Annotated in this window: 15 protein-coding genes; 8 read left to right on the plus strand and 7 right to left on the minus strand. The window is 56.1% G+C overall.

Going from position 1 to position 21,791, the window contains the following annotated elements; genetic code table 11:
- Positions 1-617: 617 nt before the first annotated feature.
- Positions 618-1,334 carry a 5'-methylthioadenosine/adenosylhomocysteine nucleosidase gene (locus tag TRESADRAFT_RS07060; protein WP_002704244.1) on the minus strand — a complete coding sequence of 239 codons (717 nt, stop codon included), beginning with the start codon at positions 1,332-1,334 and terminating at the stop codon, positions 618-620.
- 422 nt (positions 1,335-1,756) lie between these two features.
- Here TRESADRAFT_RS07060 and TRESADRAFT_RS07065 point away from each other — a divergent pair, with 422 nt between their 5' ends.
- From TRESADRAFT_RS07065 to TRESADRAFT_RS07080, 4 genes are all read left to right on the plus strand, one after another.
- Positions 1,757-2,605, plus strand: a complete 849-nt coding sequence (locus TRESADRAFT_RS07065) for an alpha/beta hydrolase (RefSeq protein WP_002704246.1) — start codon at positions 1,757-1,759, stop codon at positions 2,603-2,605.
- 228 nt (positions 2,606-2,833) lie between these two features.
- Complete coding sequence (gene pepF / locus TRESADRAFT_RS07070; protein WP_002704248.1) at positions 2,834-4,630, plus strand: oligoendopeptidase F; 1,797 nt, start codon at positions 2,834-2,836, stop codon at positions 4,628-4,630.
- 261 nt (positions 4,631-4,891) lie between these two features.
- A complete protein-coding gene (gene add, locus TRESADRAFT_RS07075; protein WP_141607240.1) occupies positions 4,892-5,917 on the plus strand; it encodes an adenosine deaminase in 1,026 nt (341 codons plus the stop codon).
- A 6-nt stretch (positions 5,918-5,923) separates the two neighbouring features.
- Positions 5,924-6,730 carry a hypothetical protein gene (locus tag TRESADRAFT_RS07080; RefSeq protein WP_002704251.1) on the plus strand — a complete coding sequence of 269 codons (807 nt, stop codon included), beginning with the start codon at positions 5,924-5,926 and terminating at the stop codon, positions 6,728-6,730.
- 94 nt (positions 6,731-6,824) lie between these two features.
- Here TRESADRAFT_RS07080 and TRESADRAFT_RS07085 read toward each other — a convergent pair whose 3' ends face one another.
- Positions 6,825-8,882, minus strand: a complete 2,058-nt coding sequence (locus TRESADRAFT_RS07085; protein ID WP_040842533.1) for a tRNA uridine-5-carboxymethylaminomethyl modification enzyme MnmG/GidA — start codon at positions 8,880-8,882, stop codon at positions 6,825-6,827.
- 934 nt (positions 8,883-9,816) lie between these two features.
- Between TRESADRAFT_RS07085 and TRESADRAFT_RS07095 the strand changes: the two genes are divergently transcribed.
- The gene (locus TRESADRAFT_RS07095) at positions 9,817-10,455 is read left to right on the plus strand and encodes an RpiB/LacA/LacB family sugar-phosphate isomerase (RefSeq protein ID WP_002704255.1); all 639 of its coding nucleotides are present in this window, start codon (positions 9,817-9,819) and stop codon (positions 10,453-10,455) included.
- 89 nt (positions 10,456-10,544) lie between these two features.
- Here the strand turns inward: TRESADRAFT_RS07095 and TRESADRAFT_RS15110 are convergent, their stop codons facing one another.
- The 3 genes from TRESADRAFT_RS15110 to TRESADRAFT_RS07110 form a co-directional block, all read right to left on the minus strand.
- Complete coding sequence (locus TRESADRAFT_RS15110; protein WP_002704257.1) at positions 10,545-11,360, minus strand: phosphatase PAP2 family protein; 816 nt, start codon at positions 11,358-11,360, stop codon at positions 10,545-10,547.
- Complete coding sequence (gene rlmB / locus TRESADRAFT_RS07105; RefSeq protein ID WP_002704260.1) at positions 11,357-12,145, minus strand: 23S rRNA (guanosine(2251)-2'-O)-methyltransferase RlmB; 789 nt, start codon at positions 12,143-12,145, stop codon at positions 11,357-11,359. The genes TRESADRAFT_RS15110 and rlmB overlap by 4 nt, the downstream gene beginning before the upstream one ends.
- A 69-nt stretch (positions 12,146-12,214) precedes the next feature.
- A complete protein-coding gene (locus TRESADRAFT_RS07110; protein ID WP_002704262.1) occupies positions 12,215-12,715 on the minus strand; it encodes a YchJ family protein in 501 nt (166 codons plus the stop codon).
- Positions 12,716-12,942: 227 nt separating this feature from the next.
- Here TRESADRAFT_RS07110 and TRESADRAFT_RS07115 point away from each other — a divergent pair, with 227 nt between their 5' ends.
- Positions 12,943-14,853 carry an AMP-dependent synthetase/ligase gene (locus TRESADRAFT_RS07115; RefSeq protein WP_002704264.1) on the plus strand — a complete coding sequence of 637 codons (1,911 nt, stop codon included), beginning with the start codon at positions 12,943-12,945 and terminating at the stop codon, positions 14,851-14,853.
- Between the two features lie 94 nt (positions 14,854-14,947).
- Here TRESADRAFT_RS07115 and TRESADRAFT_RS07120 read toward each other — a convergent pair whose 3' ends face one another.
- On the minus strand, positions 14,948-16,345 hold the full coding sequence (locus TRESADRAFT_RS07120) for a small ribosomal subunit Rsm22 family protein (RefSeq protein ID WP_002704265.1): 1,398 nt from the start codon (positions 16,343-16,345) through the stop codon (positions 14,948-14,950).
- Between the two features lie 191 nt (positions 16,346-16,536).
- Here TRESADRAFT_RS07120 and TRESADRAFT_RS07125 point away from each other — a divergent pair, with 191 nt between their 5' ends.
- Together TRESADRAFT_RS07125 and TRESADRAFT_RS07130 are read left to right on the plus strand one after the other, a co-directional pair.
- Entirely contained in the window at positions 16,537-17,922 is a 1,386-nt protein-coding gene (locus TRESADRAFT_RS07125) for an OmpP1/FadL family transporter (RefSeq protein WP_002704267.1), read from the plus strand.
- Between the two features lie 30 nt (positions 17,923-17,952).
- Positions 17,953-19,494 carry a lipase family protein gene (locus tag TRESADRAFT_RS07130; RefSeq protein ID WP_002704268.1) on the plus strand — a complete coding sequence of 514 codons (1,542 nt, stop codon included), beginning with the start codon at positions 17,953-17,955 and terminating at the stop codon, positions 19,492-19,494.
- A gap of 607 nt (positions 19,495-20,101) precedes the next feature.
- Here TRESADRAFT_RS07130 and der read toward each other — a convergent pair.
- Positions 20,102-21,706 (minus strand): ribosome biogenesis GTPase Der, encoded by a 1,605-nt coding sequence (der, locus tag TRESADRAFT_RS07135; RefSeq protein ID WP_002704269.1) that lies wholly within the window; start codon positions 21,704-21,706, stop codon positions 20,102-20,104.
- Positions 21,707-21,791 lie beyond the last annotated feature (85 nt).

Raw genomic sequence — 21,791 nt, forward strand, 5'->3', positions numbered from 1 at the left:
CGGAGCAAGCGCACGCAGCTTTCCGTGGAGTGGGGAGTGCGCCTTTGTGGGGGTGCGCGCGTGGAAAGGTGATTTTTCGTTCTGGGTTTTGCTTGCGGAGATTTGCGGGTTCTTGGATTGGCTTTGTCGGAGCAAGCGCACGCAGCTTTCCGCGGAGCGGGGAGTGCGCCTTTATTGGGTTGCGCGCGTGAAATGGGGATTTTTCGTTCTTGGTTTTGCTTGCGGAGAGATTTGCGGGTTCTTGGATTGGCTTTATCGGAGCAAGCGCACGCAGCTTTCCGTGGAGTGGGGAGTGCGCCTTTGTGGGGGTGCGCGCGTGGAAAGGTGATTTTTCGTTCTGGGTTTTGCTTGCGGAGATTTGCGGGTTCTTGGATTGGCTTTGTCGGAGCAAGCGCACGCAGCTTTCCGTGGAGCGGGGAGTGCGCCTTTGTGTGGGGCGCGCGCGTGAAAATGTGATTTTTCGTTCTGGGGTTTGCTTGCGGAGAGATTTGCGGGGTCTTAGATTGGCTTTGTCGGTGTGCGGTATGGCGTCATTCCGAACTTGTTTCGGAATCTTGGCATTGCATTGCGTAGATGCGAAACAAGTTCGGAATGTTTTTTTGCATCCCGGTTTGCTGTCAGGCGATTTTCTGGATGATGCGCTCGACGAGTTTCGCGCTCATCGTGGCGGCGGTTTTGTCGTTGAATTCGTAGCTGGATTCCTCGCCGTCGTCGGCCATGTCGCTCATGCAGCGGAGGACGAGGAACGGGATTTTGCAGAGGTGGCAGGCGTGGGCGATTGCGGCGCCTTCCATTTCCACGCAGGCGGGGGAGCATGTGCTGACGATTTTCGATTTCACGTCGCGGCTTGAGATGAACTGGTCGCCGGATGCGATTCTGCCTTCGATTATTTTATGACCCGCGAACGGTTCCTCTCCTGAAAGCTCGGCGAACGCGTCGAGGGCGGCTTTCCGCATCGCTTCGTCGGCTTTGAATTCGCTTGTCTCCATGCGCGGGATGACCGTCGGCTTGTAGCCGAATCCTGTCACGTCGAAGTCGTGGTAGACGGCGTCGGTCGAGGAAACGAAGTCGAGGATTCCGAGCCCGTGTGCCGTTGCGCCCGCGATTCCCGTGTTGATTATGTGCGTGACCCCGAATTCGATTGCGAGGCGCTGCGCGCACAATGCCGCGTTCACCTTGCCGATTCCGCTCATGACGATTACGGCGTCCTTCCCGCCGATTTTTCCCGTTACGAACGAAAGCCCGCCGCTTTTCGTCTCCGACTTTTCCGTTGCGATCGACTTGAGGTATTCGACTTCCTCAGCCATCGCGCCGATGATTCCGATTTTTGTCATATTCAGACACTCCTTTTGATTATTCTGCTTAATTTTCGCAATTCCGTCAACATTTGCTAAAATTCTGTTATTTTTGCGAAGTCTTGCAAAAAAACGCAAGATTTTCAACGATTTTCAACGAAAAGGTATTGATTTAAAATCGATGAAGGTCTATTATCATCATCAGCAGCAAGAAATTGGTTCGTCTGTCAGGCGAGCCCGTCTTATAAAAACCCGCGCAGTTTCTCCTCCTTTAAGCGCGGGTTTTTTTTGCCCTTTTTCCCTTTTCTGAATAAATACCGTCGGAAACTTCAGTTTCCAAACATCTCTACTATAATCCTCCCGCGTGATTTTGCCCGTTTTTGGGATTTTTTTGCGAAAACGCCGTTTTTGCCGCGAATTTTTAAGCATTAAAAATGATTCGGTGTGGTAAAATTGTCGCCATGTTAAAAGAAAGTGAGACAATCATCCTTCCTGTCCACTATTCCGGGAAGGTTTTCAATTCAAATCAGAAGCCGGTCTTGAAAACATATCTATTGGAGACATCTGTCCCGCTTCCGCTCGTTCTTATTTGCCCGGGCGGGGGATACGAGCATCTTTCCGAGCGGGAAAGCGACCCTGTCGCGCGGAAGATGAATTCGCTAGGCTTTCACGCCGCGGTTCTGAGCTATTCGCTCGCGCCAATGGAATTTCCCGCCGCCCTGTGCGACCTTGCGGAGGCTGTCGCGACGATACGGGGCAGGGTTGCCGAATGGAACGTCAATCCAGACGGAATCGTCGTCGCGGGCTTTTCCGCGGGCGGTCATCTTGCCGCCTCGCTCGGATGCTATTGGGGATTCGGGCTTCTCGACGACCTCGTCCCCCATTCGAAGGATGAAATCCGCCCGAACTACATGCTCCTGTGCTATCCGGTCATAACTGCGGACGTGAAGCATTGCCATGAAGGCTCAATCCGAAACGCTCTCGGAAAGAACAACCTCGACATGCGCGATTTCGTCAGCATAGAGAACCATGTTGAGCCGTCGTTCCCGCCGACTTTCATGTGGCATACGCTGGAGGACGAGGCTGTTCCTGCCGAAAATTCGCTTCTTCTTGCGATGGCTTTGCGCCGCGAGGGCATCGATTTCGAATACCATCTTTTCCAGAAAGGCTGCCACGGACTTTCGCTCGCGACGCCCGAAACGGCGAAGCCTGACGGAAGCTGCCAGCAGAAGGAATGCGCGGTCTGGCCCGAGCTTTTCAAGGCGTGGTTCGACTCGCGCGTCCGCTGTCCCGAATCCGGGCGCGAGTAGCGGCGTTTTTTGTTTCGGCTCTGTCTGAATTTCTGGTGCCATTCCGGACGGATTTCTGTGAAATCGATTTTCTTTGAAAACCTGTTTCGGAATCCATCAATATGGCAAAAAAAATAACTCAACCGTTTTTACAGGCAGAGCCTACGTTTTTATGTGGCGCCTCACAAAAATTCCGTGCCCGGAAAGGCGATTTCCGGCACGCCGACATTCATTTTCAGGAGATTTTTTATGGCAGATGAGATTCCGTTGAGGAAAGATGTCCCCGAAAGCGACAAATGGGATTTGACTACGCTGTACGGAAGCGACGAAGAATGGGAGCGCGCGCTCTCCTCCGTTTCTGGGCTGACGGAGAAGGTCGTTTCTTTTAAAGGAAAGCTTTCGCAGGGCGCGGAGTCGTTTTTGGGCGCGCTCAAGGCGCTTGAGTCGCTGTACATGACGCTTGAGACCGTCTCGAATTACGCCGGGCTAAAGCTGACCGCCGACGAAGGAGACCCCGACTCGCTCGACAAGGACGGGCGCGCGACGATGGCGTATTCGAAGTCGCTTTCCGAGATTTCGTTCTTCGACCCGGAGATGATGGCGATTGACGACGATGTCATCGAGGAATGGATTTCCCGCCCTGAATTCGACGATTACCGCGTGTTCGTCAAAAAGGCGCGCCATTTCAAGAAATACACGCTTTCCGAGAAGGAGGAGCGCATCCTCTCCCTTCAGGCGGAAAGCGCGCAGACTGCGCACAACGCGTTCGGAATGCTGACGAACGTGGACATGAAATTCGGGACGATTTCCTGCAACGGCGCGGAAAAACCGCTCACGCAGTCGACGTATTCGATATTCATCCACGATTCCGACAGGAATATAAGGAAAGAAGCGTACAAGAAATTCTACGGCGCGTTCGCCGACCATCAGAACACAATTGCCGCGCTCTATGCCGGAAGCGTGAGCCACGACGTCTTCAGCGCCCGCGCCCGCGGATACGAGTCCTCTCTCGCGTCACGGCTTTACGGGGACAAGGTTCCGGAAAGCGTCTACAGGAATCTGATTGAGACCGTCCACAAGAACCTGCCTGTCCTCCACCGCTACTATTCGCTCCGGAAAAAAGTCCTCGGCGTCGATGAGCTGCGCCATTACGACGTCTACGTCCCGCTCGTGAAGGACGTGAAGATGAAGACGAGCTACGAGGAGGCCGTCGAGATTTGCCGCAGCGCGCTTTCGCCGCTCGGGAAGGAATACACGGACACTCTCTGCGGCGGGCTTCTCGGCGGCTGGGTTGACCGGTACGAGAACAAGGGAAAGCGCTCCGGCGCGTTCAGTTCCGGCTCGTACAAGGGGTATCCGTATATCCTCCTCAACTACAAGGAGGACGATATACGCGACGTCTTCACCATGGCGCACGAAGGCGGGCATTCGATGCATTCGTGGTATTCGAAGAGCAGCAATCCGTTCATGCAGTACGATTACACGATTTTCGAGGCGGAAGTCGCGTCCACGTTCAACGAGGAGCTTGTCTTCGAGCATCTCCTGAAAAACGCGAAGGACAGCCAGATGAGGAACTATCTCCTTTCCATGCGCGCGAACGACATCCTCGCGACGCTCCACCGGCAGACGATGTTTGCCGAATACGAGCTGAAGGCGCACGAGCTTGTCGAAAGCGGGACGCCGCTTTCCGCGGACGTTTTGCGGAAAACATACCGCGAGCTGCTTGAGCAGTATTTCGGCCCGGAGATGGTTTTTGAGGATGAGAGCGATTTGGAAGGGCTCCGCATCCCGCATTTCTACGGGGCGTTCTACGTCTACAAATACGCGACGGGAATAAGCGCGTCGCTTGCCCTCGCAAAACGCGTCGTCGAAGGCGGCGAGCGCGAGCGGAACGATTACTTCGCGTTCCTGCGCTCCGGCGGCTCTCGCTATCCCATCGAAAGCCTCAAGGTTGCGGGCGTTGATATGTCCACGCAGGAACCCGTGCAGAGCGCTCTCGACGTTTTTGCCGGAATCGTCGGGCAGCTTGAGGAATCGCTCTTCTGAAAGAGGAGTCGCCGCTTCTTTTTGCCCGATTTGAAAAATAGTTTTGCCCCGGAACGGGAAAATCGGTTTTTTGCCGATATAATTAATACGCGAGGTTCCGGGGCTTTTTCGGGGCTTACGCCGAAGCATGTTTGATTCACGGATATGACATCGGGTCGCCGTTCGTGGGTGGGGCAGGCGAATCCAATCCGTTTTTCCCGTTTTGGGGCGTTCATTTTTCGTAGCGGTTCGGTGTCATTCTGAGTCAAATGGAGTTGATCAATGATGGAAAAAGCTGATTTCTACGATTTCTTCAGGAAGATTCCTAAAGCTGAGCTTCACCTTCACATAGAGGCTGTCATAAGTTTTGACTCCATCAACAAATTCTACATGCGGAAATTTCCGGGCATCGGCAAGGACGAGGCCGCCCGCGAAATAAAAAAGCTTTTCACCTACGACAATCTCGACGGCTTTATTCAGGCGTACCTTCAGATTCAGGAGATGTACGAATCCGTCGCCGACTTCGACCTTATTTTTTCCGACCTCAAGGATTATATCGTGAGGAACGGCATCTCGTATGTCGAGGTTTTTGCGGCGCCGAGCGCATTCGTCAAGAAGGGATTCGATTTCTCTGCGATGGTCGAAAGCTACAGTCGCAACGTCCGGAAAGTAAAGGAAGAGACCGGCGTTGACGTCAGAATCCTCATCGACGTTTCCCGCACGTTCGGCGCGGAGAACGCGGAAAAGAACCTTCAGCTTCTTCTGGCGAACAGGATTCCGGAGATAATCGGAATCGGTCTCGGCGGCTCGGAATCTAAAGGCCCGTGCCGCGATTTCGGCGCCGTTTTCGAGAAGGCGCGCGATAACGGGCTTTTCACCGTCGCACATGCGGGTGAGGACGTCGATGCGTTCTCGATTTGGGACGCGATAGACATCCTCAAAGTGTCGCGCGTCGGCCACGGCGTCACGGCGTTCCAGGACGAAGCCCTTATGAAGGAGCTTGTCCGCCGTGGCATCGCCCTTGAATCCTGCCCTATGAGCAACGTGTTCACGAAACGGTACGTGAAGTCGCTTTCCGAACATCCGTTAAGGAAATTTTTCGACGAGGGAATAATGGTGACGCTGAACACGGACGACCCTCTTTTTTTTGGCGTCGAGCTTGTCGACGAGTACTGGAACGCATATTCTCAGATGGGATTTTCCGCCGCCGAGCTGAAGGAAATTGTCAAGAACAGTTTCCGCGCCTCGTTCCTTGACGAAGGCAGGAAGGCGCGTTTCTGCGCTGCCGTCGATGAGGCGTGGGGATGAATTCAGATGGATTCGTTTTGTGATGCCTATGTAGACCTTTGCGCCGGTATGGGGCAGGGGGAATTCGCGGGATGGGCGGGATTCAGCCGGGACGGAATGAGCGACGACGAGGTGCGGCAGTTCTCCGCGATGAGATGCGTCTGCGCGGACGACATCCGCTCGCTTTTCGCGTTGTCTTTGGCGCGCCTTTCGTGCGACGGGACGGCTCGCGCGGTGTGCTCCGTCGGTCTCGATTTCGTGACGTCCGAAATTCCCGTAAGAAAGTTGCTTCCCGTCCTGAGCGAGCTGAAATCCGCGTCGGGAATCGAAATCGAATACGTCCTTTCCATAAATTCCGATTCGTCCGCCGTGATGAACGAGGCTTCTGTCGCCGATGCGTTCTCGCTGTTGGGAAGCGGGCTTTTCCGCGGCGTTTTTTTCTCCGGTTCGCCGTTCATCGAGAAGCCCTCTGTTTTCTCGCGCTTCATCCGCTCCGCGTTCAGGCACGGGCAGATGACAGGAATCGACATGACGCATAATGCGCGCCTTTCCCGCGCCGCGAACTGCCTCATTCGCGATGTGCGTCCCTGCGAGGTTGTCGCGTCATCTCTTTCCGATGCCGATTTCCTGATTTCCAATATCGATTTTCTTTCCGAGAACAACGTCGCCGCTGTCTTCACGCCCGACCTTTTCCGGCGCTACGGCTCCGAGCTGCTGAACAGAATCCGCTATCTCCATTCCTGCGGCGTCAATGTCGCGTTCGGTTCGGGGCGGTTCCTTTTCCACGGAATTTCCGCGCGGCTTTTCTGCGAGGAGGCTGCAGTCCGCCGCTGAGAAAGGCGTTCCCCGCTGCGATGATGCAAAAAATGCCCGGCAGGAAAAATTCTCGTCCTGCCGGGCATTTTGCGTTCCGCTTTTCGGGGGGGAATCAGCCGAGATAGACCATAAGCAGCATTATGTCAGAATTTCGAATCCCGGAAATCCGGCTTGCCTGCCCGAGCGTCAGCGGCCGCACCTGCTCGAGCTTCTGGCGGCTTTCCGACGAGAGGGCGGGAATCGCACCGTAATCGAAATCGGCGGGAATCCGGTATTTTTCCATCTTGTGCATTTTTTCGACGCGTGCGTCCTGCTTCTCGATGTAGTATTTGTATTTCGCGTCTTCCTGCGCGATTTCCCAGAAGAGCGGCGGAAGCCCGGGATTCTCCGCCGACGGATTCTTGAGAAGGAGCGCGCTCGCCTCGTCGATGAGCGCGTATTTTGCGGAGACGGAATCGAACTGCGCCTTCGTCTTGAGCCCGACGCGGAACGCCTTTTCGGAAAGACGCCTGTCCGCCGTGTCGTGCCGGAGCTTGAGCCGGTATTCTGCGCGCGCCGTGAACATCCGGTACGGCTCCTTCGTGCCGAGCGTCACGAGGTCGTCGATGAGGACGCCGATGTACGCCTCGTCGCGCCCGAGAATGAGCGGCTCGTATTTCGGCACGGCGCGGAAATTCGAATTTCCGTTCGATTCGGAGAAATTTCGTATGTATTCGTTCGTCAGGTTCGTGATGTTCTCCGAGATGCGCGAGAAACGCTCCAGCTCGTCCGCGCTGAATTTGGGCTTGGGCTGGAACGAGCCTTCCTCCGCGCTTGACGGCGACTGACCAAGCCCGCTTTTCGCGTCGGGAAGCTTTCCGCACAATTCTTCGTGCGCCTTCGCGTAGAGCGATGCGTTTATTCCTGCGACAAGTCCCTGGCCTGCCGCCTCCTCGTATCCGCTCGTCCCGTTTATCTGACCCGCGTTGAAAAGACCCGCGACGCGCTTCGTCTCAAGCGAGGGGAACAGCTGCGTCGGCTCGACGTAATCGTATTCGACCGCGTATCCGGGGCGCGAGACGTGGCATTTCTCGAATCCGAGAAGCGTCCGCAAGAAAGCGTCCTGCACTTCCTCGGGAAGCGACGACGAAAGCCCGTTGAGGTAAATCTCGTCCGTAAGAAGGCTTTCCGGCTCCACGAAAAGTTGGTGTCGCTCGCGCTCGGCGAATCGCATCACCTTGTCCTCGATTGACGGGCAGTACCGCGGCCCGACGCCGCTGATTTTTCCCGAGTAGAGCGGAGAGCGCGAAATGTTTTCGCGGATTATTTTGTGCGTCTCCTCGTTCGTGTAGACGACGTGGCACGGAACCATCGGCCGCTCGACTTTCTCCGTCTCGAAGCTGAACGGGATTACCTCGTCGTCGCCGTCGTTCTCCTCAAGGAACGAGAAATCGATTGTGCGCCTGAGAATGCGCGGCGGCGTTCCCGTCTTGAGCCGTCCCGTCGTGAACCCGAGCCGCCTGAGAGATTCGGTAAGCCCGAACGCGCCCGTCTCGCCGATTCTTCCGCACGGCGCGTCGTATTCCCCGATGAAAATCCGCCCGCCGAGAAACGTTCCCGTCGTGAGGATGACCGAGCGCACTGGGATTATCCTTCCGCGTTCCGTGACGACGGCGGTGACTTTCTGCATCATCCCCGACCGTGCCGCCTCCGAAAGGTTCTCGCCCCTCGACTCGCCCGGAATCTGCCCCTTCTGCGCGCTTTCCGAGTCCGGCGGGAGCTTTTCGTCCGTTGCCGCCGTTATGATGTCCGTCACGGTGTCCATCAGCGTGTGGAGGTTTTCCGTCGTCTCGATTGTCTGGCGCGCAATCTGTGAGTAGATGATTTTGTCAGCCTGCGAGCGTGGCGCCTGAACGGCAGGCCCCCGGCTTTTGTTCAGCATCCTGAACTGTATCATCGATTTGTCGATTATCTTCGCCATCTCGCCGCCCAACGCGTCAATCTCGCGCACGATGTTTCCCTTCGCGATTCCGCCTATCGAGGGATTGCATGACATTCGTGCTATTGAATCGATTGTCTGCGTGATGAGAACCGTTTTGAGTCCCATCCGTGCCGCCGCGAGCGCGGCTTCCGTTCCCGCGTGTCCGCCGCCGACAACGGCGACGTCGTAAGATGAATAAAAACTTGGCATGGCGGATAGTCTAACGTCCGGCGCGTTTATTGTACATTGCGCACGCATTGGTTTCCGCGCGTTTATCGTTTGCTTTTTGTAGCGTGCGCGCGCAGCTCCCCGCTTTTGCGGGGAGTGCGCCTTGATGGATGGTGGAGATGTGCTGAAGTTTTGTCGTGTTAAGAAAGAAGTTTGAGGATTGCGTTTTGTTTTTTCTGTCACGCATTTGTTTCCGCGCGTTTATCGCTTGCTTTTTGTAGCGTGCGCGCGCAGCTCCCGGCTGGAAGGGAGAATTATCAGTTAGCAAGCATTCGCGCCAAGAAGAAACGCGCACCCTAACTCGGGAAGGCGCACGGGGAGGCACGCGGGGAAGGCACGCGCTCCGCGCGTGCCGACGAACGCCCGATACAACGCATAAAGATAAGGACGCGCAAAGGTCTACGGGGCACACGGGGAGGCACGCGCCCCGCGCGTGCCGACGAACGCCCGATGCAACTCATAAAGAGTAACACGCGCAAAGATTCACGGGGCGCGAACGCCCGATGCAACTCATAAAGAGTAACGCGCGCAAAGATTCACGGGGCGCACGGGGAGGCACGCGCCCCGCGCGTGCCGGCGAACGCCCGATACAACGCATAAAGATAAGAACGCGCAAAGGTCTACGGGGCGCTAACGCCCGATACAACGCATAAAGAGTAACGCGCGCAAAGATTTACGGGGCGCGAACGCCCGATACAACTCATAAAGGGTAACACGCGGAAAAGATTCACGGGGCACGCGGGGAGGCACGCGCCTCGCGCGTGCCGGCGAACGCCTGATACAACGCATAAAGATAAGGACGCGCAAAGATTTACAGGGCGCGTCTAATTCTTGACGTTTTCGTGCGCTTTCAGAAGGGGATGTTTCTGCTAGAATGGGGATGTTCAAAATATCAATGCTTTTTAAGGAGACAAACATGAGAATCGCTCTTATAAACGAGAATTCGCAGGCGGTCAAGAATGCCGTCATCTACAATTCGCTCAAGAAGGTTGCCGACGCGCACGGGTTCGAGGTGGTGAACTACGGGATGTACTCGGCGGAGGACAAGGCGCAGCTCACATACGTTCAGAACGGAATCCTCGCCGCGGTGCTCCTCAATTCCGGGGCGGCTGATTTTGTCGTGACGGGATGCGGAACGGGCGAGGGCGCCATGCTCGCGCTCAACAGCTTCCCGGGCGTCATCTGCGGGCACGTCGCGACGCCGCTCGACGCGTACACGTTCGCGCAGATTAACGACGGGAACGCGATTTCCATCCCGTTCGCGCTCGGATTCGGGTGGGGCGGCGACCTCAACCTCGAATATATTTTCGAGAAGCTTTTCAGCGAGCCGTTCGGGCAGGGATATCCGCGTGAGCGCGCCGTTCCCGAGCAGCGGAACAAGAAAATCCTCGACGGTGTCCGCGCCGCCGCGTTCAGGCCTCTTCCCGAAATCCTCCGCGCGCTCGATTCTGAGCTTGTGAAGGGCGCCCTTTCCGGCGAGAAATTCCGCGAGTATTTCTTCCGCGACGCGAAATGCGACGAGATGAAAGCCCTCGTGAACGAAATCCTCGGCTGACGTTCCGAAAATCGCTTCAAAAAATCCCCGCGCTCCGTTCCGGATTGTCCGGATGAAGACGCGGGGATTTTTTTTCGGATTCGGAAAAATCAGAATTCGTGCCGTATCGAAAAGCCGAGAGGGCTTGCCGTTATCGTCGTCGCCGCATTTTTCGCGTTGAGCGTGTGCATGAACGGGACGAGGAACCCGACCGCGCTTCCGACAGCCGCCCCGACCAGAACGTCCGTCGCGAAGTGGCATCCCGCGAGGATGCGGCTCGCGCCGGTGAATGCCGCGAGAGCGTGCGCCGTAATCGCGAACGGAATCTTCATCCGCGACTCGGGGAACCATTTGCAGAACGTGTAGCTCGCGAACGTCGCCGACGCGAACGCCATCGTCGTGTGCCCGCTGAAGAACGAGCGTTTCCAGCTGTCCTCAATCGCCTCGTCTCCGCCGTAATAGTTGTACGGGCGGACTCGGCTGACGGGGCCTTTGAGGAGATGCGGGAGCGTGTGCGCCACGAGGACTGTTTCCGCGAACATCACCGAATGCGTCAGAAGCTCGCTGTTCCCCCCGTCGCGGTGCACGAAATACGCGCCGAAGAGAAACGAGCCTGCGGGAAGGACGCACATCATGGCGTCGCCCGTCCTGTCCCACGCTTTGCTGTAGCTGTGCATGAGCGCGCGGTCGAACGGGTTCACGTCGTTTTTGTCGAACGGTTTTCCGTCCCAGTCGTCTTCGACGAACGCGAAGTCGTATATGTTGTGGAACACTTCCCCCGCAATCTCGAACGCCCCGATGCCGATTTCCGTTCCCTTTCCGAGCGAGAAGGGCTGGGCATTCGCAATCTGGCAAACTGCGAGGAGAAAAAGAGCCGCCGCGATTTTTGCGGCACCCGTTTTTGTCGATTTTTTCTCGGCCATCATTTTCTTCCGCTTGTCTCGTAGAGGAGGACGCCCGCCGCGACGGAGACGTTGAGGCTGTCGATTTTTCCGCATGTCGGAATCGAAACAATCTTGTCGCACTGCGATTCGAGGAGCTTTCCGATTCCGCTTCCCTCGCTCCCCATGACGATTGCCGTCTTGTCCGCGAATTCGACTTCGCGCACGTTCTCACCGCCCGCGTCCGCGCCGTAAAGCCAGAATCCCGCCTCCTTGAGCATCTGCGCCGCGCGCACGAGGTTCGTGACGACCGCGACGGGAACATATGCCGAGGCGCCCGCGCTTGAGCGTGCGATAATCTCGTTTTCGGAGACGTCGCTTGCTCCGTGCCTGCTCGGCATGACGACGAGCGATGCGCCGAACTGGTCGCACGAGCGGATTATCGCGCCGACGTTGTGCGGGTCCGTTATCGAGTCGAGGATAAGCACAGTCATTTTTTCTTGCGACTGCCCCGCCTCAAGAATCCACCGGTCAAAATCGACAACGTTCGCCTTCGATTCCTCCCCGTCCGCCTCCATCACGATTCCGCGGTGGTCTCGCGCGACTTCCGGAAGACTCCTTACGAGCGAGTCGAGCGCTTTCGCGTCTTCGTTCACGATTTTTATTCCGGCATTCCGCGCCGCCTCAAGGATTTTCTTCACGCGCGGCCCCGTCTTCGCGACATGAAGCACGATTTCCGCGCCCTTTTTTCCCCCGTTTTCATTCTGCTCGTCCGCCGCGCGCCTGACTCTCTCCTCTATCGCGTGGAACCCCGTGACAATCTGCCTCATATATACCTCCAAATAAGTAAAAAAAATCGGTGGCTTTACCACCGATTCCTTGTTTTCTGTTATCCGAACTTATCTTCCGCAGCACTTCTTGTATTTTTTTCCGCTTCCGCACGGGCACGGGTCATTGCGCCCGATTTTCGCGCCTTCGCGGACGACGGTCATCGGCTTTACGCTGCCGACCGAATACATCCAGCTGCCCTCGATTTTCTTGAAGTAGCCGATTTCGTGGTGGATTTCGCGGAGCCCCTGCTTCGTCGTGTACGTTGCCTCGAACTCGACGATTCCCTCGTCATCGCTTTCGGTTCCTTTCTCCGTGCGGAGGATTTTGAGCCCGTGCCATGTCGAATTCTTCGCCCAGTCTTCCGTCGCCTTGCGGTCGATTTCCGCGATTTTCTCGCCTTCCTCGCAAGAGTTGATTATGAAGTCGATTTCCTTTTTCTCGTATGAGGAATAGCGCGCGCGCATGAGGCTCTCTGCCGTCGGTGCTTTTGCGGTTCCCTTGATGATTGGTTCGCAGCATTCCGCGTAGGTTTTTCCGGAGCCGCACGGGCACAAATCTTTGTCAGCCATTTTGTTGTCCTTTATAAAGTAAAATTGAATTTGCCCGAATTATATCAAATTCTGCAAAACGGTTTCAACTTTTTCCGAATACGCTCTATAATGAGCAGACATTTTTTTTGACAAAAATCATGTTTTTGTCATGGAATCCCCGTGCCGACGCCGGGATTTCCGACGGATGAACGCGCCTTTCTTTTTTGCGCGGCTTTTCCAAATAATTTTTCAAGGGGTTCATACATATGGAAACTACACTTCCTCGTCTTTTCAGAAAACGCGCCTCGGAGCATCCCGAGCTTGCGTTCCAGATGTCACGGTGCAAGGACGGGCATTTCGAGCCGACAACGTACAAGGAGGCTTACGAAAACGCGGTCGCGTTTGCGGGCGGGCTTCTCGCCCACGGGGTCGCGCGCGAGGAGCATATCGGGCTTGTTTCCGACAACAGGAAGGAATGGGAGCAGGCCGACATGGGGCTTCTCATGCTCGGCGCGATTGACGTTCCGCGCGGGTGTGACGCGACTTCCGGCGATTTGGAATACATCCTCTCTTTTTCCGAGTGCCGCCGCGTAATCGTCGAGAATTCCGCGCAGGTGGAGAAGATAATCGCGCTCAAGGAGAAGCTTCCGCTCGTGACGGAGCTCATCATGTTCGACAATCCGGGCGACAAGGATATCGAGTCCGCGAAGAATGCGGGGCTTTCGCTTTTCTCGTTCGAGCAGATTCTTTCCGAGGGGCGCGAATTCAACGCCGCGAATCCGGGAAAAGTCGAGGATGAGATGGACAAGGGAAAGTGGGACGACCTCGCCACGATAATATTCACCTCGGGGACGACCGGAAAGCCGAAGGGCGTAATGCTTTCCCACGGGAATTTCATCACGCAGCTAGACGAGGTGTGCGAGAGAATCTACCTGTATCCCGGCGACCGCGGGATGATGGTTCTTCCTGTCTGGCATGCGTTCCAGCGCGCCGTCGAATACGTCGTCCTGAACCAGTCCGCCACAATCTGCTACTCGAAGCCCGTCGGCCCCGTCCTCCTCGCCGACTTGAAGGCGCTGAACCCTCAGGTTCTTCCGGCTGTTCCGCGCGTCTTCGAGGCGGTCTACGACGGAATCTACCGCAATATGAGGAAAACGGGCGGAATCGTCCTCAGGCTTTTCAATTTCTTCGTCGCAATCGCGCTTTTCCATTCGAAACTCGACCGCGTCCTATTTGACCGCACGACGAGGTACGGAATGGACAAGAGATGGCTGCAGTGGCCGGCGTTTGTCATCCCGTGGCTCGTCTGCTACCCGATAAAGCTTTTGGGCGGCGCGATGATTTTCAGGAAAATCCGCAAGATGCTCGGGACGAATTTCCGCTCCGGTGTCGCAGGCGGCGGCGCGCTTCCTCCAGCCGTGGACAAATTCTTCTGGGCAATCGGAATCAAACTCGTCGAGGGATACGGCCTCACGGAAACGGCGCCGATTATCTCCGTCCGCCCGATTGACCGCCCCGTTTTGGGGAACGTCGGCTCGGCAGTCCGCGGGATTTCCGCGCGCGTCGTAGACCCGCTTACGAGGAAACCGCTCAAGCGCGGGAAGAAGGGCGTGCTCGAAGTGAAGGGCGGAACGGTGATGAAGGGATATTACAAGCAGCCGGAGCTTACCGCAAAGGCAATCGACGAGAACGGGTGGTTCGACACGGGCGACCTTGCGCGCCTTACCGCGAACAACGAAATCGTCCTGTGCGGAAGGGTGAAGGACACGATTGTCCAGACCGGCGGGGAGAACGTCGAGCCGCTTCCGATTGAGATGAAGATGCAGGAATCGCGTTTCATAAAGACTGCCGTCGTTCTCGGGCAGGACCAGCGCTATCTTGCCGCACTCGTCGTTCCCGAGCAGTCGGAGGTCGAGGCTTTCTGCACGTCGTCCGACCTTCCCTACAAGAAATACGCCGACATGGTGAAAAGCCCCGAGGTTCTCCATCTCATCGAGACCGAGGTCGCGACTCGCGTCAACGCGAAAAACGGGTTCAAGAGCTACGAGCGCATAAACAAAATCGCGCTTCTCCCCAAGGAATTCGAGGTCGGCGTGGAGCTTTCGGCGAAGCAGGAAATGATGCGCTACCGCATAAACGAAATCTACGCGAAGGAAATAAAAGCGCTTTTCCGCTGATGGAAGCGCCGCAATAAAAAAGGGCTGCCCGAAGAGAATTTCTGCGGGCAGCCCTTTTTGTTTTTTCCGAGACGGAGCGGATTCCCTTTTTCCGTCAGATTGACACGATTCTCGCGCCCGATTTCTTGTCCTTCGCGAGTTTTCCCTGCGGGTAGGGTATTTCGAGCGACTCGCCGTTTTTCGGTCTTGCGCCGGACTCGTCAATCGCGAGGAGAAGCCCGAGCTCGCTGCACGCGTAGTAGCCCGATTTGTGGAGTTCGGGAAGCTTTATGAAATCGCTCGCAATCCTGATGCGAAGCCGCGCGTCCTTCCGCTCCTCGCCGATTTTCTCAAGCTCCGCCGCGCGCTTCTTTTCCGCCTCTTCCGCGGAATCCTTCCTGCATACGACGAACGACAGCGACGCCCGCTCCTTCGGAAGCCCCGCCTTCTCGGAAAGTTTCAGGAGTTTGTCGGGCGCGCCGTCCGTGCTGAACGCGAAGTTGCACCATTTCCCGTCGCGTTTTCCCTGCGTGCGCCCCGCCATCGGGCATTCGCCGGCGTGCGGGCAGGGGGAGACCGGCAGAAATCCGCGCCTTATGAAGGCGTCGCGCATGAGCGAGACGAACCGCGCGGAATGCGGGTCGCCCGGCTCCACCAGAATGGCCGTCGCCGGTTTCGAGCCGTCGCCTTCAAGGTACGACTCGATTGTCCCGGAATATTTCTTGGCGAGGAAATCTGTCGGCATCGTCTCGTTCTGAATCATCTCGTTGAACGCGTTCGCGCACGTGACGAGCGACGCTTTTTCCTTTATCTCCGTCCCGATTGCGCCCTTGACGCGGATGATTCTCCACGGCTCTGCTTTCCCGCCTTTCGAGAGAATCTTCGCCGCGACGGAAAGAAAAATCTCCTCGCCCTGCGCGAGCGCGTTCTGCGATATGTCCATGCAGTACCACGTGATGCGCCTGCTCCTCAGTTCCGGGCGGGCGAGGTAGAGCGCCGTCACCGCCGTGAGCGGGCCGCTTCCGATGTCGATTGCGATTCCCCCGTCGGGAATGTCGAGCGCTTTTTTTGGAAGGGACGAGAAAAGCCTCGTGAGGCGGACGATGTTCCACCACATGAAATAGGAAATATACGCGCTGACGCTCTGCGCGTCGTTCATGTATCCGACACGGCGCGTCGTGCGCTCGTCGGTGAGCTTGTGCGAGAGCTTTCGTATTTCCGCGGCGAGGAAGACGCGCTGCTTTGACGAAAGCCCCATGACGTCCGCGGCTATGTCGCCGAAGTTTTCGATTATGTCGCGCGCGTCGTCCGGGATTTTCTTGTCGCCGAGAATCTCCGCGCGCGAGAAGACGCTTTTCCGCCTTTCCGCGTGCCGGTGCGTTCCCCTCCCGAGCGGCGCCTTTTTCTCCGCTTTCTCTCCCTTTTCCCTCTTCATGAACCGCTGTGCGCGCGATTCCTTCATTCCGCCTTCGCTGCCGTATTTCTGTTCCCTGTTGCTGCTGTTTTTTTCCATGATTTGATTCCTCCCGCGCGTTTTTTCCGCGTGAACGTTTTCGGGTTCCGCAGTGGTTCCCTATGATACCCGATTTGCAATCTCGACGGGAAGAATCGGGAAAATTCCGCGGAATTCGTTCAAAACGTCTTTGACAAAATGACAAAAGATGTCAAAGTGTCATGCAAAATTTTTTGATTGGAGAAAGAAGAATGAAAAAATCGTCAGGACTTGCATGCGCGGCGCTGTCGTTCCTGTCGGCGTTCCCGCTTTTCGCGAGCGGAGTCGAGAACAAAACGAACATGAGCACGGGCTACCTGAGAAATCCGAGCCGGAACTCGGAGGCGAAGCGTCCAGAGGCTTCGTACTACAACATAGCCGGAACCGCGTTCATGGAAGACGGGCTTTTTGTGGAGGCGGGAAACCAATTCGTCTTCAAGGAATACGGAAACGAACTGGATACGGGCGACAAATACGCTTCGAAAGGGCTTTCAGATTATTATTCGAACGACGAGACGACAGTCTGGCTCTATCCGGACGCGGATTTCGTCTACAAGCGCGACAAGTTCGCCGTGTTCGGGAATTTCGGTGTGTACGCGGGCGGCGGCTCTCTGAGCTTTTCCGAGGGAACGAGCGCGACTTCGCTCCTTTTCGCGGGCGCGGCTTCCGACTACATGGAAAAATCGGCACAGGCCTATGCGGCCGCATCTGGCGCAACAGACGAAGATAAGAAAAACGATTACCAGAACGCTGCGGAAACTGCCAGCACTGCCGCGTCTTATCTCATGAAGACGGCGCGGAAAGGCGGACACTCGCTCGACGTGACTTCTATTACTTACGGCGGCCAGCTCGGACTCGCCTATTCAATCCTCGACAACCTTTCCTTCGCCGCGGGACTCCGCTATGTGCACGGAACGCAGGTCATGTCGATTTACAGCGGCTACTTCAACGAGCTTGGAAACGGCGGCGACAAGATTTCCTACAAGGCGAACGGCTGGACTGTGAGCGGCGTTTTCGGACTCCACTACAGGCCGATTGAGACTGTCGATTTGGCGGTGCAGTACCAGGCCAAGTCCTCCGTGAAATACAAGGTGAAGGACGTGGAGGGGGAACTTGCCGACGACTTCGGAATCTACGACGGAAAGACGTTCCACACGGATTTGCCTGCCGCGTTGAACTTGGGCGCGGGCTGGCAGGTTTTGGAGCCTTTGTATCTGAGCGCGAGCTTCAACTACTACTTCAACTACTTCGCCGACCAGAATTCCATTCTTGGCGAGACGGACTACGACAACTCGTGGGAAGTCGCTCTCGGTGCCGACTACAAATTCTGCAAGTGGGCTTCTGCGAGCCTTGGCTTCCAGTACGGAAACCAGGGGACGAACGACAGCTCGAACAGTTCGTTCAACCCGGTCCTCGACAGCTTCTGCGTTGGAACTGGCGTCGAGTTCTATCCGGTCGAGAACCTCACTGTCACGCTTTCCGGGCTTTTCGCGACCTACTTCGACATGGACTACTACCTGAGCGGAAACAAGACCACGCTCAGCAAGGACGTGACGAACCTCAGCATCGGTGTCACCTACCACTTTCCGTCGCTCTAGCTTTTGATTCTTTTTAAGGAGAATTTCTGTATGTTTCTCAAATTGACTGGCAAAATGAAAAAATCGGCGCTTCCTGTCTTGGCGGTCGCCTTCGCTTTCGCGTTTTTCTCATGCTCCAACGACGATGGGGCGGACTACGACTACGAATCGAACAACGCGGTCGTCAATTTCACTCTCGGCTCGAACGTCCTGAGCTTCGACACTTCGTTCGCCTACGACAACTCCCTGCTCGTTGGCGCGGACAACAGCGCGTACTCTCCGGCTCTCGCCCGTTTCGCCTTCGCCCTCGCGTTCGACTGCTACGACACTGCGAAGGTTTCACTAAAAACAAGCTCGAAGAATCCTTCTAGCTCCTACGACAACACGGCTCTCTACTCGAACTTCGGCTTCGAGGACGCTGAATACGTGGAGCTTTCTTCATCCGATTACCTGGCGGACACACGCGACCTCACGAATGCGGTCTTCGCGCACAAAACCGTGGATTCGGGCGACAAAAAATACCAGATTTTCACTGTCGCCGTGCAAGGCTCTTCCGGCATGGACCAGTGGTTCAGCAACTTCGACGTGGGCGACTTTTCCGATGCCGCGACTACAAAAACGTATGCCACACTCTCCGCGACTCACTCGGTGGCTGCCGCGGTTGCTGCTGGGAACACCGACCAGGCTTCTGTTCAGGCAGAATCTATTTCAAACTACACGACTCTCGCCAGTTCATTTGCGACCGAGCACAAGGGCTTCGCTCTCGCTTCCCTCCGCTTGAAAGAAAAATTCGAAGCGTATGTCGCAGAACATGAAGTTTCAGGTTCGGAGAAAATCGTTCTCCTGACAGGACACTCTCGCGGCGCGGCAATCGCGAACATTCTCGGAAAAGTGTACGAGGACGACAGCGGCTGGACTTCTTTCGCTTACGGATTCGCGACTCCGAGGACGACCACAGCGTCGAACGCCTCCGAGTACAAGACAATCTTCAACATCGTGAACACGGACGATTTGGTGACGGAACTTCCGCTCAAAAACTGGGGCTTCACCCGCTACGGAACCGACAAGGCGGCGAGCATCAGTTCCACCTACCTTTCCGAATGGAAAAAGACTCTCCCTCTCGCGTCTGCCTACGTCAGCGCGAACGGCGAGGACACGAGCTACCTGAACGGAGTAGCGTCCGGCCGCACTGACTTGTACAAACTTGAAGACGCTTCCGCCGTCCAAAGCAACACGTTCAACCTGACTTTCGACACGGAGGCCGAGGCGAACACAATGCTTTCCTACCTGAATGGCTATGGTTTCGGAATCGCTGCATACGACCCGTACAGCACATTTTCTGTTGTGGAGAATGACGGAAAATACACGCTTTCCGCAACGTTCCGCCCGCAGTTCTTCCTGAACACGCTTGTCATGTCGATTTGCCTTGCCTCTTCTGACACGACGGCGGCCACAAAATTCGTCACGACGATGTGCGGAGGCTATTCTCTCCTCCACAAGAGGGCGCTCTTCACGATGTCGCAGAAAATCACGGGCTTCGCGTACTCGCATTCCGCCCCGTGTTATTCGATTCTTGCAGATAATCTCGAGTAGCGCCCCCCTCGATTCAAAAAAAATCGCGTTGCTTTCCCCCAAAACAGGAAAACAACGCGAAAAAATCCGCCAAGGCTCGCTCCAAGAAATAAAGACAAACGCGCATCAAACAACGTGCGCAACTTCATCAAGGCGCACTCCCGCTTTCGCGGGAGCTGCGTGCGCACGCTCCAAGAAATAAAGACAAACGCGTGTCCAAAACGCGCGCAACTTCATCAAGGCGCACTCCCGCTTTTGCGGGAGCTGCGTGCGCACGCTCCAAAAATAAAGACAAACGCGTGTTCAAAATGCGCGCACTCCCGCCAAGGCGCACTCCCGCTTTCGCGGGAGCTGCGTGCGCACGCTCCAAAAAATAAAGACAAACGCGCATCAATCAAAGCGTGCGCCTTTGTCACTCTTCGAAGCGTTTTTCCCATTTTTTGCGGCTTGCCTTCAGTTCAAGCGTCACCGGAATTTGGTCGAAGCCGTCGCGGAAAATGCGTCCGTGCATTTTCCGCTTGGAAACGGCGTGCGCCGTTTCTCATTTTTCGCGTGATGAGATGTCGCGACATCCTGTCGCTGTTTGAAAAAAAACAGCTTTTATCGCGTCATGCGGGCTTCGAAAATATTACTCCTCGAAGCGTTTTTCCCACTTCTTTCGGCTCGCTTTCAGTTCCAGCGTCACCGGAATTTGGTCGAAGCCCAAATCTTTGCGAATCTGGTTTTTCAGGTACGTCACGTAGCTTTCGGGGACGTTGTCGGGGCTGGTGCAGAATATCCTGAAGGCGACGGGGTTCACGCTTGTCTGCGTCATGTAGCGGACTTTGAAGTGTATCGCCTTTGTCGCGGGCGGCGGATAATGGAAAAGCCAGTCGGCAAGCGCCTTGTTCAGCGCGGATGTCTCCACTTTTCGGACGAGCTGCCCGTACAGCTCGATTGCCTTGTTCATCAAATCCTTGATTCCCTCTCCGTTCAGCGCGGAAAGCGGGAGAATCGGCGCCCAGTTCATCTGCCCGAACATGATTTTTATGTACTCGGTCGTTTCGCGGAGCGTTTTGCGGCTCTGGTCCTGCGTGTCCCATTTGTTCAGGATGAAAATTATCGCGCGCCCGCGCTCGAACGCGAGCGAGCAGATTTTCTTGTCCTGCTCGGCAAGTCCCTGCTGCGCGTCAATCATGAGGAACACGACGTCGCACTGGTCGAGCGTCTTGATTGCGCGGTTGACGGAATAATACTCGACATTCTCGTGGACTTTCGCGCGCCGCCTGATTCCCGCCGTGTCGAGCACCTCGAACGCGCGCCCCGCGTACGTGAATTCGCCCTCGACGACGTCGCGCGTCGTTCCCGCGTAGTCGCTGACGATTGAATTCTCGCTGTGCGTGAGCCTGTTCGACAGCGTGGATTTCCCGACGTTCGGTTTTCCCATTATCGCAATCCGTATCGGGCGGTCCTCCTCGCTTCCTTCCTTCACGTTCGAGAAATCGAGTCCCGCGACTATTTTCTCCGCGAAATCGCTTATGTGGTCGCCGTGGTCCGCCGAGATGAACATCAGCTCCCTGAAACCGTACTTGAGGTAGTTCCATGAGACGTCCTTCCCGTTCCCGCCCTCGCATTTGTTCACCGCGGTGACGACTTTGTCCTGATACGGGCGGAGCAAGTCGATGAATTCCTCGTCCTCGCCGGTGATTTTTCCCGCCTCGAGGAGAAGGACGATTCTGTCGGCTTTTTTTATCATCGAGAGCGTCTTTTCCACGACGAGCTCGTCCATCTCCGCTTCCTTCGTCCCGATTTCGCGGTCGATTTTGTATCCGCCGGTGTCCACAAGATGGACGGGCTTTCCCGCGATGAACGCCGTCGCCTCCACCGGGTCGCGCGTGACGCCCGGTGTCGGGTCGACAATCGCGAGCCTTCTCCGCATGAACCTGTTGAACAGCGTCGATTTTCCGACGTTCGGCCTTCCCGCGATGACGACGAGCGGAAGGTTCGTGTACAGTTTCCCCCTCGTGAACGTGATTCCGTCCTCGCCCTCGTCCGTGGCGTTCGCGTCAATCTGCCCGAATTCGTCCGATGCCGGCGCGCTTTTTTCCTCTTCCGGGGCTTCCGCTTTCTTCCCGTTCTCGCCTGCCGCGTTCATCTCCCTGATTTCCTCTTCCGTGAGCGGCATCTGCGATATGTCGGCTTTCTCTGGTTTCGGCTTTGAGAAGTCCGGTTTCCTCTTCTTCTGTTTTGCCATTGTCCTTTCCTTAACTGATTTTTGTTTCTGGATTTAATGTATTTCCGTCCGCCATTCTATCCTATTGGCGTACTGTTTCAAAGTG

It is taken from the genome of Treponema saccharophilum DSM 2985 (assembly GCF_000255555.1).
In the GTDB taxonomy this organism is placed as follows: domain Bacteria; phylum Spirochaetota; class Spirochaetia; order Treponematales; family Treponemataceae; genus Treponema_D; species Treponema_D saccharophilum.

Coding starts and splice junctions, on each gene's coding strand:
- TRESADRAFT_RS07115 (WP_002704264.1), top strand. CDS start 12,943: ATGGAAACTACACTTCCTCGTCTTTTCAGAAAACGCGCCTCGGAGCAT.
- TRESADRAFT_RS15110 (WP_002704257.1), bottom strand. CDS start 11,360: ATGATGGCCGAGAAAAAATCGACAAAAACGGGTGCCGCAAAAATCGCG.
- TRESADRAFT_RS07080 (WP_002704251.1), top strand. CDS start 5,924: ATGGATTCGTTTTGTGATGCCTATGTAGACCTTTGCGCCGGTATGGGG.
- TRESADRAFT_RS07065 (WP_002704246.1), top strand. CDS start 1,757: ATGTTAAAAGAAAGTGAGACAATCATCCTTCCTGTCCACTATTCCGGG.
- TRESADRAFT_RS07085 (WP_040842533.1), bottom strand. CDS start 8,882: ATGCCAAGTTTTTATTCATCTTACGACGTCGCCGTTGTCGGCGGCGGA.
- TRESADRAFT_RS07060 (WP_002704244.1), bottom strand. CDS start 1,334: ATGACAAAAATCGGAATCATCGGCGCGATGGCTGAGGAAGTCGAATAC.
- pepF (WP_002704248.1), top strand. CDS start 2,834: ATGGCAGATGAGATTCCGTTGAGGAAAGATGTCCCCGAAAGCGACAAA.
- TRESADRAFT_RS07120 (WP_002704265.1), bottom strand. CDS start 16,345: ATGGAAAAAAACAGCAGCAACAGGGAACAGAAATACGGCAGCGAAGGC.
- TRESADRAFT_RS07095 (WP_002704255.1), top strand. CDS start 9,817: ATGAGAATCGCTCTTATAAACGAGAATTCGCAGGCGGTCAAGAATGCC.
- TRESADRAFT_RS07130 (WP_002704268.1), top strand. CDS start 17,953: ATGTTTCTCAAATTGACTGGCAAAATGAAAAAATCGGCGCTTCCTGTC.
- TRESADRAFT_RS07110 (WP_002704262.1), bottom strand. CDS start 12,715: ATGGCTGACAAAGATTTGTGCCCGTGCGGCTCCGGAAAAACCTACGCG.
- der (WP_002704269.1), bottom strand. CDS start 21,706: ATGGCAAAACAGAAGAAGAGGAAACCGGACTTCTCAAAGCCGAAACCA.
- TRESADRAFT_RS07125 (WP_002704267.1), top strand. CDS start 16,537: ATGAAAAAATCGTCAGGACTTGCATGCGCGGCGCTGTCGTTCCTGTCG.
- add (WP_141607240.1), top strand. CDS start 4,892: ATGATGGAAAAAGCTGATTTCTACGATTTCTTCAGGAAGATTCCTAAA.
- rlmB (WP_002704260.1), bottom strand. CDS start 12,145: ATGAGGCAGATTGTCACGGGGTTCCACGCGATAGAGGAGAGAGTCAGG.